At 73.4% G+C, this 12,008-nt stretch carries 10 protein-coding genes and 1 riboswitch; of the genes, 8 read left to right on the forward strand and 2 right to left on the reverse strand.

The window, feature by feature from the left end; all coding sequences use genetic code 11:
• Nucleotides 1–282 precede the first annotated feature (282 nt).
• From ACIF8S_RS00470 to ACIF8S_RS00485, 4 genes are all read left to right on the forward strand, one after another.
• Entirely contained in the window at nucleotides 283–1,662 is a 1,380-nt protein-coding gene (locus ACIF8S_RS00470) for a M16 family metallopeptidase (RefSeq protein ID WP_399997049.1), read from the forward strand.
• The gene (locus tag ACIF8S_RS00475; protein ID WP_399996474.1) at nucleotides 1,659–3,047 is read left to right on the forward strand and encodes a M16 family metallopeptidase; all 1,389 of its coding nucleotides are present in this window, start codon (nucleotides 1,659–1,661) and stop codon (nucleotides 3,045–3,047) included. Before ACIF8S_RS00470 ends, ACIF8S_RS00475 begins: the two co-directional genes overlap by 4 nt.
• A gap of 202 nt (nucleotides 3,048–3,249) precedes the next feature.
• Nucleotides 3,250–3,415: riboswitch (cyclic di-AMP (ydaO/yuaA leader) on the forward strand.
• Between the two features lie 12 nt (nucleotides 3,416–3,427).
• Nucleotides 3,428–4,201: a M23 family metallopeptidase gene (locus ACIF8S_RS00480; RefSeq protein WP_399996475.1), complete on the forward strand. Its 774-nt coding sequence runs from the start codon at nucleotides 3,428–3,430 to the stop codon at nucleotides 4,199–4,201.
• A gap of 211 nt (nucleotides 4,202–4,412) precedes the next feature.
• The gene (locus ACIF8S_RS00485) at nucleotides 4,413–5,117 is read left to right on the forward strand and encodes a GntR family transcriptional regulator (RefSeq protein ID WP_352168877.1); all 705 of its coding nucleotides are present in this window, start codon (nucleotides 4,413–4,415) and stop codon (nucleotides 5,115–5,117) included.
• Nucleotides 5,118–5,277: 160 nt separating this feature from the next.
• Here the strand turns inward: ACIF8S_RS00485 and ACIF8S_RS00490 are convergent, their stop codons facing one another.
• Nucleotides 5,278–5,559, reverse strand: coding sequence for an HPr family phosphocarrier protein (locus ACIF8S_RS00490; RefSeq protein WP_006136411.1), 282 nt, complete (start codon nucleotides 5,557–5,559; stop codon nucleotides 5,278–5,280).
• A 176-nt stretch (nucleotides 5,560–5,735) separates the two neighbouring features.
• Between ACIF8S_RS00490 and ACIF8S_RS00495 the strand changes: the two genes are divergently transcribed.
• From ACIF8S_RS00495 to ACIF8S_RS00510, 4 genes are read left to right on the forward strand one after another with little or no spacing between them, the layout of a single operon-like run.
• A complete protein-coding gene (locus ACIF8S_RS00495) occupies nucleotides 5,736–8,633 on the forward strand; it encodes a GNAT family N-acetyltransferase (protein WP_399996477.1) in 2,898 nt (965 codons plus the stop codon).
• 51 nt (nucleotides 8,634–8,684) lie between these two features.
• Nucleotides 8,685–9,269 carry a DUF5998 family protein gene (locus ACIF8S_RS00500; RefSeq protein WP_399996478.1) on the forward strand — a complete coding sequence of 195 codons (585 nt, stop codon included), beginning with the start codon at nucleotides 8,685–8,687 and terminating at the stop codon, nucleotides 9,267–9,269.
• Complete coding sequence (locus ACIF8S_RS00505; protein WP_399996479.1) at nucleotides 9,269–10,498, forward strand: alkaline phosphatase family protein; 1,230 nt, start codon at nucleotides 9,269–9,271, stop codon at nucleotides 10,496–10,498. Before ACIF8S_RS00500 ends, ACIF8S_RS00505 begins: the two co-directional genes overlap by 1 nt.
• Nucleotides 10,499–10,544: 46 nt before the next feature.
• Nucleotides 10,545–11,195, forward strand: coding sequence for a thymidine kinase (locus tag ACIF8S_RS00510; protein WP_349797662.1), 651 nt, complete (start codon nucleotides 10,545–10,547; stop codon nucleotides 11,193–11,195).
• An 18-nt stretch (nucleotides 11,196–11,213) separates the two neighbouring features.
• Here ACIF8S_RS00510 and ACIF8S_RS00515 read toward each other — a convergent pair whose 3' ends face one another.
• Entirely contained in the window at nucleotides 11,214–11,942 is a 729-nt protein-coding gene (locus ACIF8S_RS00515; RefSeq protein ID WP_399996480.1) for an alpha/beta fold hydrolase, read from the reverse strand.
• Nucleotides 11,943–12,008: the final 66 nt, after the last annotated feature.

Here is a 12,008-nt window from a genome sequence, read left to right on the forward strand (position 1 = left end):
CGTCCGCACCTGTTGCGGCACCCCCTCGCCAAGCCGCCCGCACCCCGCCCCCGAAACCCCGCGGCGCACGCCCGTGCACGGAGAGTGCGGGCCCGCCCGCGCCCTGTCGCGCCCCACCGCGCACCCCCGTACCACCCGTCCCACCAGGTTCTCGCTCTCGGCGTAGCCGCCCGGGGCGGGAACTCCGCCGACCGTCCGCGCGCTTGCATACAGTGGCAGGACCGGCAGAAACGGGCGGTGTCGACGACGACCGCCTCCGCGATCGAAGGGACGTACATGCCCATGGGTCACACGGCCACAGCCCAGGCAGGCTCCGGAGGCCTGACAGCGACCGAACACCGCCTGGCCAACGGCCTGCGCGTGGTGCTCTCCGAGGACCACCTGACCCCGGTCGCCGCGGTGTGCCTCTGGTACGACGTCGGCTCACGGCACGAAGTCAAGGGACGCACCGGTCTGGCTCACCTTTTCGAGCACCTGATGTTCCAGGGGTCCGCCCAGGTGAAGGGCAACGGACACTTCGAACTGGTCCAGGGCGCCGGCGGCTCGCTGAACGGCACCACCAGCTTCGAGCGCACCAACTACTTCGAGACCATGCCGGCCCACCAGCTGGAGCTCGCCCTCTGGCTGGAGGCCGACCGCATGGGCTCCCTGCTGACCGCCCTGGACGAGGAGTCCATGGAGAACCAGCGGGACGTCGTGAAGAACGAGCGCCGCCAGCGGTACGACAACGTCCCCTACGGCACCGCCTTCGAGAAGCTCACCGCCCTCGCCTACCCGGAGGGCCACCCGTACCACCACACGCCCATCGGGTCGATGGCGGACCTGGACGCGGCGACCCTGGAGGACGCCCGCCAGTTCTTCCGCACCTACTACGCGCCGAACAACGCGGTGCTGTCGGTGGTCGGTGACATCGACCCGGAGCAGACGCTCGCCTGGATCGAGAAGTACTTCGGCTCCATCCCGTCCCACGACGGCAAGCCCGCCCCGCGTGACGGCGCGCTGCCCGACGTCATGGGCGGGGAGCTGCGCGAGGTCGTCGAGGAGGAGGTCCCCGCGCGTGCGCTGATGGCCGCCTACCGGCTCCCGGAGGACGGCACCCGCGCGAGCGACGCGGCCGACGTGGCGCTCACCATCCTCGGCGGCGGCGAGTCCTCCCGGCTCTACAACCGGCTGGTGCGGCGCGACCGTACGGCCGTGGCGGCCGGGTTCGGCCTGCTGCGGCTGGCCGGTGCGCCGTCGCTCGGCTGGCTCGACGTCAAGACGTCCGGTGACGTCGAGGTGCCGGTCATCGAGTCCGCCATCGACGAGGAGCTCGCCCGGTTCGCCGAGGAGGGCCCCACCGACGAGGAGATGGAGCGCGCCCAGGCCCAGCTGGAGCGCGAGTGGCTGGACCGGCTCGGCACGGTCGCCGGCCGCGCCGACGAACTGTGCCGCTACGCCGTGCTGTTCGGCGACCCGCAGCTCGCCCTCACGGCCGTGAGCCGGGTCCTGGAGGTGACGGCCGAGGAGGTCCAGGAGGTCGCCAAGGCCCGCCTGCGGCCCGACAACCGCGCGGTGCTCGTCTACGAGCCCGTCGCCCCGGAGGCCGGGGACGGCACCGACGCAACCGAGGAAGCCGCCGCAGCCGCCGGCGCCGACGAGAACGAGGAGGCGGCGAAGTGACCGAGCTCGCCACGATGGACTTCCACCCCCGGCCGCAGGCGGGCGAGGCCAAGCCCTGGGCCTTCCCGGCCCCCGAGCGCGGCGCGCTCGACAACGGCCTGACCGTCCTGCGCTGCCACCGCCCCGGCCAGCAGGTCGTCGCCGTCGAGGTGTCCCTCGACGCGCCCCTGGACGCGGAGCCGGACGGTCTGGACGGCGTCGCCACGATCATGGCGCGGGCCTTCTCCGAGGGCACCGACAAGCACACCGCCGAGGAGTTCGCCGCCGAACTGGAGCGCTGCGGCGCCACCCTGGACGCGCACGCCGACCACCCCGGCGTCCGCCTCAGCCTCGAGGTCCCCGCCTCGCGGCTCGCCAAGGGGCTCGGGCTGGTCGCCGACGCGCTGCGGGCGCCCGCGTTCGCCGACAGCGAGGTCGAACGGCTGGTCCGCAACCGCCTCGACGAGATCCCGCACGAGCTGGCGAACCCGTCCCGCCGTGCCGCGAAGGAGCTCGCCAAGGAGCTGTTCCCGGCGAGTGCACGCATGTCGCGCCCGCGCCAGGGCACCGAGGAGACCGTCGAGCGCATCGACTCCGCGGCCGTGCGCGGCTTCTACGAGAAGCACGTCCGCCCGGCCACGGCCACCGTCGTGGTGGTCGGTGACCTCACCGGCATCGACCTGGACGGGCTGCTCGCCGACACCCTGGGCGCCTGGACCGGCTCGCAGGCCCAGCCGCGGCCCGTGCCGCCGGTGGTCGCCGACGACTCCGGCCGCGTCGTCATCGTGGACCGGCCCGGCGCCGTCCAGACGCAGCTGCTCATCGGCCGCATCGGCCCGGACCGGCACGACCGCGTGTGGCCCGCGCAGGTCCTCGGCACGTACTGCCTCGGCGGCACCCTGACCTCCCGCCTGGACCGCGTCCTGCGCGAGGAGAAGGGATACACCTACGGCGTGCGGGCGTTCGGCCAGGTGCTCCGGTCGGCCCCGGACGGCACGGGGGCGTCGATGCTGGCCATCAGCGGTTCCGTCGACACCCCCAACACCGGCCCGGCGCTGGACGACCTGTGGACCGTGCTGCGCACGCTGGCCGCCGAGGGCCTCACCGACGAGGAGCGCGACGTCGCGGTGCAGAACCTCGTGGGCGTGGCGCCGCTCAAGTACGAGACCGCCGCGGCCGTCGCCGGCACCCTGGCCGACCAGGTCGAGCAGCACCTGCCCGACCACTACCAGGCCGACCTGTACCGGCAGTTGGCCGCGACCGGCACCGTGGAGGCCACGGCCGCGGTGGTGAACGCCTTCCCGGTGGACCGTCTGGTGACCGTCCTCGTCGGTGACGCCGCGCAGATCAAGGCGCCCGTGGAGGCCCTGGGAATCGGTGAAGTCACCGTCGTGACGGCCGAGTAGGGACCGGCCGGGACACGCGGGCGCGAGGAGCCCTGGTGGCGGGAACGTCACCAGGGCTCCCTTATGCCCGAATTGGGGCGGAGGTTGCCTGTCTGCCCTGTGGGATGCGCTACAAAAACGGGGATTCGTTTGAGGATTGAGAGATGCCCCGCTTAGTTTCATGCGGGCTGTTCGTCGGGCAGTGCGCCGCATCCGCGGCACCGGACAGTCATCGCCGAGTCCCCGTACGGCGCGAGCCAGGGGAGCCGGGGACCCACCTGTAGTCCCTGGGGTGAATCGGACGCCCGCGCGTGTCGCGAGGGTGCCCGTAGGAGACCTTCCTGCTCCGAACCCGTCAGCTAACCCGGTAGGCGAGAGGGAAGGAAAGGAACAGCCTGTACATGGCGTTCACGCGCGCCACCGGGAAGCACCGTCGTCCCAGCCGCGTCCAGCGCGGCACCGCCCGCGCCGCGGGCGTCGCGGCCCTCGCGGGCACCGGCGTCGTCGGCTCGCTCGCGGCCCCCGCACTCGCCGCCGAGCCCGCCGCGGCGCAGACCGGCCTCACCCCCGTCGTCACGCTGGGCGGCGTGGTCGCCGACCGCGTCGACGCCCAGGCGGCCGCCCAGCACGAGGCAGCCCGTGAGGCGGCCGAGGCCGCCGCGCGCAAGGCCGCCGAGGAGGCGGCCCGGGAGCGGGCGGCCGAGGAGGCCGAGAAGGCCCGTGCGGAGAAGGAGCGCGCTGCGCGCGAGGCCGAGCGCAAGCGCCTCAACACCTTCGTCTCCCCGATCCCCGGCTCCTACGTCTCGACGGCCTACCAGAGCGGCGGCGCCATCTGGTCGTCCGGCAGCCACACCGGGATCGACTTCCACGCCGCGAGTGGCACGCCCGTCCAGTCGGTCGGCGTCGGCACCGTCGTCGAGGCCGGCTGGGGCGGCGCGTACGGGAACCAGGTCGTGATCAAGATGCACGACGGCACCTACACCCAGTACGCCCACCTGTCCTCCCTCGCCGTGTCGGTGGGCCAGGAGGTCGCCGCGGGCCAGCAGATCGGCGTCTCCGGCGCCACCGGCAACGTCACGGGCGCCCATCTGCACTTCGAGGCGCGGATGTCCGCGGACTACGGCTCCGACCTCGACCCGGTCGCCTACCTCCGGTCGCACGGCGTGAACATCTAGGGAACGTCCAGGGCGCGCACGTCCGCCCTCCCGCCCCGGCTCCCCGTGAGCCGGGACTTTCGCCGTTTCGGGGCACAACCGTCAGCCCGCCGTCTGTCCAAAAAATATGTATGGATTCCCGCCCGCCGTCGGAAATTGTCGCCGATTGCAATAGAGTCACGAACGGACGTCAATCGACGACGTTTCACGGGGATTAATGCGGAGGTCGGTCATGCGTATTCCCGCGCACTCGGTGTGCACGGCGATCCGGGACGACATCGTCGCCGGTGTCTACGAGCGCGGTGGCCGGCTGACCGAGGAACTGCTCGCCCGCCGATACGGCGTCTCCCGCGTCCCCGTGCGCGAGGCGCTGCGCACGCTGGAGGCCGAGGGCTTCGTGGTGACCCGGCGGCACGCGGGCGCGTGCGTCGCGGAGCCCACCGAGCAGGAGGCCGCCGACCTGCTGGAGATGCGCCAGCTCCTGGAACCCTTGGGCGCCTCCCGGGCGGCCCAGCGGCGCACCGACGCCCATCTGAAGGTGCTGCGCGGTCTGGTCAGACTGGGGCAGGAACGCGCACGTCAGGGCAACAGCGACGACCTGCGCTCGCTGGGCGGCTGGTTCCACGAGACGCTCGCCCAGGCCTCGGGGAGTCCCGCGCTGACCTCGATGCTGACGCAGTTGCGGCACAAGATCGCCTGGATGTACGCGGTCGAGGGGCCGGCGGATCCGGTCGCGTACTGGGCGGAGCACGGCGCGATCGTGGACGCCGTGGCCCGTGGCGACGGCGACCGGGCGCGGACCCTCACGGCGCTGCACACCGAGCACGCGGGCGCCGGACACCGGCTGCGGTTCGCCTCCGGGGCCGAGCGTGCCGTACGCGCGGAGCGTGTGAGGAACTCGCAACATCCCGTAAACATGCCGAGCCTGCGCCATTAACACGGGTCCCGTATACAAAGAGCGGATAATTCGTGGGGGCTATTTCTGCTGCCCGGAAAGAGAAATGCAAAAGGCCCGCCCGGTGATCCGGACGGGCCTTTCGATGCCGTGTGGCCGACCTGGGGGAATTTCCCCGCGGTCGTCCGTCCGGCTCTTCTGCTCAGACGGTCTCGGGAAGCTCCTCGAGCCCCTCGGCGACCAGCTTCGCCAGACGGTCCAGGGCGGCGTCCGCGCCCTCGGCGTCGGAGGCGAGGACGATCTCCTCACCGCCCTGGGCGCCCAGGCCCAGGACGGCCAGCATCGAGGCCGCGTTCACGGGGGTGCCCCCGGCCTTGGCGATCGTCACCGGGACGCCTGCGGCCGTGGCGGCTCGGACGAAGATGGAGGCGGGGCGGGCGTGGAGACCCTCGGCCCAGCCGACGTTGACGCGGCGCTCAGCCATGTGTTGCTGCCCTTCGCAGTTCAGGGTTGTCTAGACCAGTCTTCCATATCGTGGCGCGTGCCCGGAGCGGCGTCCGGAACGGCCCCGGCGGCCCCCGGGCCGCGGCCTCGGCCCGGCGGTCGTCCACCACAGACTGCCTCGCGCCGCCGTCGGACGCGAGCCGTAGTCTGGGGCGCATGCAGACCTCGTCGGACCGCCACGAGTACCCCGCCCACTGGGAGGCCGACGTGGTGCTGCGCGACGGCGGCACCGCGCGCGTCCGCCCCATCACGGCCGACGACGCCGAGCGGCTGGTCAGCTTCTACGAGCAGGTGTCGGACGAGTCGAAGTACTACCGCTTCTTCGCCCCCTACCCGCGGCTGTCCGCCAAGGACGTCCACCGCTTCACCCACCACGACTTCGTGGACCGGGTGGGGCTCGCAGCGACCATCGGCGGCGAGTTCATCGCCACCGTGCGCTACGACCGCATCGGCGCCGGCGGCCGGCCCGCGAGCGGAGCGGACGCCGACGAGGCCGAGGTCGCCTTCCTGGTGCAGGACGCCCACCAGGGCCGGGGCGTCGCGTCCGCCCTGCTGGAGCACATCGCCGCCGTCGCCCGCGAGCGCGGCATCCGCAGGTTCGCCGCCGAGGTGCTGCCCGCCAACACCAAGATGATCAAGGTGTTCACCGACGCCGGGTACACCCAGAAGCGCAGCTTCGAGGACGGCGTCGTGCGCCTGGAGTTCGACCTCGAACCCACCGACCGCTCCCTCGCCGTGCAGTACGCGCGCGAACAGCGCGCGGAGGCGCGCTCGGTGCAGCGGCTGCTCGCGCCCGGCGCGGTGGCCGTCATCGGCACCGGCCGCACCCCCGGGGGCGTGGGACGCAGCATCCTGGACAACATCCGGGACGCCGGGTTCACCGGCCGCCTCTACGCCGTGAACGGGGCGCTGCCGGAGGGTCAGAAGGAACTCGACGGCGTGCCCGCCTTCCGCTCGGTGCGCGACATCGACGGGCCCGTGGACCTGGCGGTCGTCGCGGTGCCCGCCGAACGGGTCCCCGAGGTGGTCGCCGCGTGCGGCGAGCACGACGTCCAGGGGCTCGTGGTGGTCTCCGCCGGCTACGCCGAGTCCGGCCCCGAGGGCAAGGAACGCCAGCGCGCCCTGGTCCGGCAGGCCCGCAGCTACGGCATGCGCATCATCGGGCCGAACTCCTTCGGCGTCATCAACACCTCGCCCGAGGTCCGGCTGAACGCCTCGCTCGCCCCCGACATGCCCCGCCCCGGCCGGATCGGGCTGTTCGCCCAGTCCGGCGCCATCGGGGTCGCCCTGCTGTCGCGCCTGCACCGACGCGGGGGCGGCGTCACGGGCGTGACGGGCGTCTCCACGTTCGTCTCCTCCGGCAACCGCGCGGACGTCTCCGGCAACGACGTCCTGCAGTACTGGTACGAGGACGCCGACACCGACGTCACCCTCATGTACCTGGAGTCCATCGGCAACCCCCGCAAGTTCACCCGCCTCGCCCGCCGCACCGCCGCGGCGAAGCCCCTGGTCGTCGTCCAGGGCGCACGCCACGGAGCGGGACCGCGCGGGCACGCCGTCCGCGCGACCCAGCTGCCCCACGCGACCGTGTCGGCGCTGCTGCGGCAGGCCGGAGTGATCCGCGTGGACACCATCACCGACCTGGTCGACGCGGGGCTGCTGCTCGCCCGCCAGCCGCTGCCGGCCGGGCCCCGGGTGGCGATCCTCGGCAACTCCGAGTCCCTGGGCCTGCTCACCTACGACGCGTGCCTCGCCGAGGGTCTGCGCCCGCACCCCCCGCAGGACCTCTCCACGGCCGCCTCGGCGGCGGACTTCCACGCCGCGCTCTCCCGCGCGCTGGCCGACGACACCTCCGACGCCGTGGTCGTCACCGCGATCCCGGCCGTGGGGGAGGGCTCGGTGGGCGACGCCGCCCTCGCCGAGGCTCTGCGCTCGGCGGCCGCCGCGGCACCGACCAAGCCCGTCCTCGTGGTTCACGTGGAGCTGGGCGGCCTCGCGGAGGCCCTGTCGGCCGCGACCAGCACGGCACCCCAGCCGGGCGCGGCCTCCGGCCCGGTCCCGGCCGGCGGGGGCGCGACGGCGGACGGCGGCGGCGCGGCAACGGACGGCGGCACGGAGGCGGACGGCGGCGCCGGGCCCCAGGGCGCCGCGACCTTTGCCCCGGCCGCCCCGGTCCCGCCGCCCGAGGGCGCCCACCTCATCCCCGCCTACCCGGCCGCCGAGCGTGCCGTACGGGCGCTCGCGCACGCCGTGGCGTACGGGCAGTGGCGGCGTGAGGCCGCCGACCCCGGCAAGGTGCCCGAGTACGAGGACATCGACGAACGCGGCGCCGCCGCCCTCATCAAGGGGCTGCTCTCCCGCGGCCAGGGCCTCACCCTCACCACCCACGCCACCTGCGAACTGCTCGCCTCCTACGGCATCCACGTGCACCGCGCCCTGCCCGCGTCCACCCCGGACGCGGCCACCGAGGCCGCCCGCACCCTCGGCTACCCGGTCGCCCTGAAGGCGACCGCCCCGCACCTGAGGCACCGCGCCGACCTGGGCGGCGTCCGCCTGGACCTGGCCGACGAGGAACAGCTGCGCCGGGCCTACGGCGAGCTGACCGAGCTGTTCGGCGGCCCGGAGGAACTGCGCCCGGTGGTGCAGCGCATGGCCCCGCGCGGTGTCGACACCGTCGTCCGCGCGGTCATCGACCCGGCGGCCGGCGCCGTGCTGTCGTTCGGGCTCGCCGGGGCCGCCTCCCAGCTGCTGGGCGACATGGCGCACCGCCTGATCCCGGTCACCGACCGGGACGCGACCTCGCTGGTGCGGTCGATCCGTACCGCGCCCCTCCTGTTCGGCTGGCGCGGCTCGGCACCCGTCGACACCCCCGCGCTGGAGGAGCTGATGCTGCGGGTGTCGCGGCTGGTCCACGACCATCCGGAGGTCGTCGCCGTCACCCTGGAGCCGGTCGTCGTCGCCCCGCACGGCGTGAGCGTCCTGGGTGCCTCCGTGCGCCTGGCCCCGCCGCCCGCCCGCGACGACCACGGGCCCCGGACCCTGCCCACGTACTGACCGGGGGCGAGCGGTGCCTCGCAGTCGGTGGCCACCCGTAGGATGGGCGACATGGCCAAGACCAGTACGACGACCCAGGGGCTGCGGGCGGCGATCGAACGCAGCGGCTACTACCCGGCTCTCGTGGCCGAGGCGGTGGAGGCCGCCGTGGGCGGCGAGCCCGTCCGGTCGTACCTGGTCCATCAGGAGACGACGTTCGACCAGAACGAGGTGCGACGGCACGTGACCGTGCTCGTCCTCACCGGCAACCGCTTCATCGTCAGCCACACCGACGAGCAGGCCGCGGACAGCACCTCCTCCACCCCCTACGCCACCACCTCCACCGAATCGGTGAAGCTCGGCCGGATCTCGTCGATCGTGGTCAGCCGCGTCGTCGCCAACCCGGAGTCCTACACGCCGGGCACGCTGCCGCGCGAGATCGTGCTCACCATCGGCTGGGGCGCGGTCTCCCGCATCGACCTGGAGCCGGCCGCCTGCGGCGACCCCGACTGCGAGGCCGACCACGGCTACACCGGCAACTCCACGGCCGACGACCTGAGCCTGCGCGTCAGCGAGGCCGGTGACGGCCCGGAGACGGTGCGCCAGGCCCTGGTCTTCGCCCAGGCCCTGTCCGAGGCGACCGCGGACCTGCGCTGATGGCTCACCCCCCGCCCGCCGCCCACGACCGGGGGCACCCGGCAGCGCACCCCTGGGACACCCACCCGGAGCCGCTCCCCGTCGACTCCGCCCCCGTACCGGCGTACGGCACCGGCTCCCTCGCCGACCTGCTGCCCACCCTCGCCGCCGGCCTCGGCGTCCCCGGCATGACCGTCGGCATCGGTGAGCTCACCCCCGCCGACCGCAACTGCGTCTTCCTCATCGACGGCCTCGGCTGGGAGCAGCTGAAGGCCCACCCGGAGGAAGCGCCGTTCATGACGTCCCTGCTGGCCGCCTCGCGCGGCGGCACCGGACGCCCGATCACCGCCGGATACCCGGCGACCACCGCGACCTCCCTGGCCTCCGTCGGCACCGGGCTGCCGCCGGGCGCCCACGGCCTGCCCGGCTACACCGTGCGCGACCCGGACACCGGCGAGCTGATGAACCAGCTGCGCTGGCAGCCCTGGACCCCGCCCGGCGCCTGGCAGCCGTACCCGACCGTCTTCGAACTGGCGCACCGCGCGGGTGTGCACGCCGCGCAGGTGTCCTCCCCGCACTTCGTCAACACCCCGCTGACCAAGGTCGCGCTCAGCGGCGGCACCTTCCAGGGACGGCTGTCCGGGGAGGACCGCATGGACACCGCGGCGGAGCAGCTGGCCGCCGCCGACCGCTCGCTGGTCTACACGTACTACGCCGAGGTCGACGGGGCCGGTCACCGCTTCGGCGTCGACTCCGACACCTGGCGCGGTCAGCTGATGTACGTCGACCGCCTGGTGCAGCGCCTGGCCGAGCAGCTGCCGCCGCGCAGCGCCCTGTACGTCACCGCCGACCACGGCATGATCGACGTGCCCTTCGACGAGCAGCACCGGATCGACTTCGACGAGGACTGGGAGCTGAAGGCGGGCGTCGCCCTGCTCGGCGGCGAGGGCCGCGCGCGTCACGTCTACGCGGTGCCCGGCGCTGCCGGGGACGTGCTGGCCTGCTGGCGCGAGGTGCTCGGCGAGCAGTTCTGGGTGGCCTCGCGCGACGAGGCGATCGACGCGGGCTGGTTCGGCCCGGCGGTCGACGAGCGCGTGTACCACCGGATCGGCGACGTGGTCGCGGCCGCCCGGGACGACGTCCTGCTCATCGCCTCCGAGCGGGAGCCACGGGAGTCGGCGATGGTCGGCAACCACGGTTCCATGACCCCTGCCGAGCAGCTGGTCCCCCTGCTCGAAGTACGCTCCTGACGCGCGCCCCCGCTACTGATCCCTGCCGAAAGGTGCCCGACCCCCCATGTCCGAGCTGGTGTTCTTCTGCGGAACGATGGACTGCGGGAAGTCGACGCTCGCTCTGCAGATCGAGCACAACCGGTCGGCCCGCGGCCTGGTCGGCATGATCTTCACGCGGAACGACCGGGCCGGCGAGGGCAAGCTGTCCTCCCGCCTGGGCCTGGTCACCGACGCGGTGGAGGTCGGTGACGGCGCCGACCTGTACGCCCACCTCGTCGACCACCTCTCGCAGGGGCGGCGCGCGGACTACGTGATCGCCGACGAGGCGCAGTTCCTTGCGCCCGAGCAGATAGACCAGCTCGCGCGCGTGGTGGACGACCTGGAGCTCGACGTCTACGCCTTCGGCATCACCACCGACTTCCGCTCCAAGCTGTTCCCCGGCTCCCAGCGCCTGGTCGAACTCGCCGACCGTGTCGAGGTCCTCCAGGTCGAGGCCCTGTGCTGGTGCGGCGCCCGCGCCACGCACAACGCCCGCACGGTCGGCGGCGTGATGGTCGTCGAGGGCGCCCAGGTCGTCGTCGGCGACGTCACCGGCTCCGCGGACGAGATCGGTTACGAGGTCCTCTGCCGCCGCCACCACCGCCGCCGCATGACGGCGGCGACGGCGCGGGCGGCGGCCCTGGCACCGGACGTGCTGCCGGTGTCGTCGAGCTGACGGGCCCACGGGGCCGTATCAGCCCGCCACCTCCAGCAGCAGCTCGGTGAGTTCCTCCGGCATCGTGATCATGCAGTCGTGCCCGGTGGGCAGTTCCCGCACGCGGGACGGGGACCCGTTGGGCTGGGTCGCGGGGACGGGGCGCCGGACGATGCCCTCCGGAGCCGCGCCCACGCAGTGAATGTGGGTGCGGGCGACCTGCCGCAGGGCCGGGTTGTCCAGGCGGGCCGGCTGTTGCAGGCAGCGGACCGGGTGGTCCGAGAGTATTCCGCGCAGCCACGCCGCGTCCGCCGGATCGGTCACGCCGAACAGGCCGAAAGGCGGCGGCAGTTCCGCCAGCGGCGGGATGCGCCACGGGGCGTCCGTGGACGCGGCGAGGTCGATCAGGCTTTGGGTGACGGGCTGCGCGTCGACCGCGGTCTCGCCGTCCTCCGGCACCATCGCGTCCAGATACACCAGGTGCGCGACCCGTTCCGGGACCTCGTTCGCCGCCGACGTAATCACCAGTCCCGCGTAGCTGTGGCCGACCAGGATCACGTCGGTCAGGTCCTCGTCCTTGATCAGCCGGACGACGTCCTCGAGATGCGTGTCCAGGCCCACCTCGGGCCCGAGCAGGTGCGCCTTGTCGCCGTAGCCGGTCAGGGAGGGGTGGAACACGCGGTGGCCGGCCGCTTCCAGCAGCGGGGCCACCCGCTCCCAGCACCGTCCGTCGTGCCAGGCGCCGTGGACAAGGAGGTAGGTCGACACAAGGGTGCCTTTCGCGCAGGGGCAAGGGAGGGGAGCGGTTCCCTTCCGTGCCTCGGTACGCTTCGG

Origin of the sequence: Streptomyces sp. NPDC085937, from assembly GCF_044540535.1 — a bacterium.
Lineage (GTDB): Bacteria > Actinomycetota > Actinomycetes > Streptomycetales > Streptomycetaceae > Streptomyces.

Excerpts from the sequence above, each read along its gene's own strand:
- ACIF8S_RS00470 (WP_399997049.1), top strand. The coding sequence starts at position 283 with ATGGGTCACACGGCCACAGCCCAGGCAGGCTCCGGAGGCCTGACAGCG.
- ACIF8S_RS00480 (WP_399996475.1), top strand. The coding sequence starts at position 3,428 with ATGGCGTTCACGCGCGCCACCGGGAAGCACCGTCGTCCCAGCCGCGTC.
- ACIF8S_RS00485 (WP_352168877.1), top strand. The coding sequence starts at position 4,413 with ATGCGTATTCCCGCGCACTCGGTGTGCACGGCGATCCGGGACGACATC.
- ACIF8S_RS00490 (WP_006136411.1), bottom strand. The coding sequence starts at position 5,559 with ATGGCTGAGCGCCGCGTCAACGTCGGCTGGGCCGAGGGTCTCCACGCC.
- ACIF8S_RS00495 (WP_399996477.1), top strand. The coding sequence starts at position 5,736 with ATGCAGACCTCGTCGGACCGCCACGAGTACCCCGCCCACTGGGAGGCC.
- ACIF8S_RS00500 (WP_399996478.1), top strand. The coding sequence starts at position 8,685 with ATGGCCAAGACCAGTACGACGACCCAGGGGCTGCGGGCGGCGATCGAA.
- ACIF8S_RS00505 (WP_399996479.1), top strand. The coding sequence starts at position 9,269 with ATGGCTCACCCCCCGCCCGCCGCCCACGACCGGGGGCACCCGGCAGCG.
- ACIF8S_RS00510 (WP_349797662.1), top strand. The coding sequence starts at position 10,545 with ATGTCCGAGCTGGTGTTCTTCTGCGGAACGATGGACTGCGGGAAGTCG.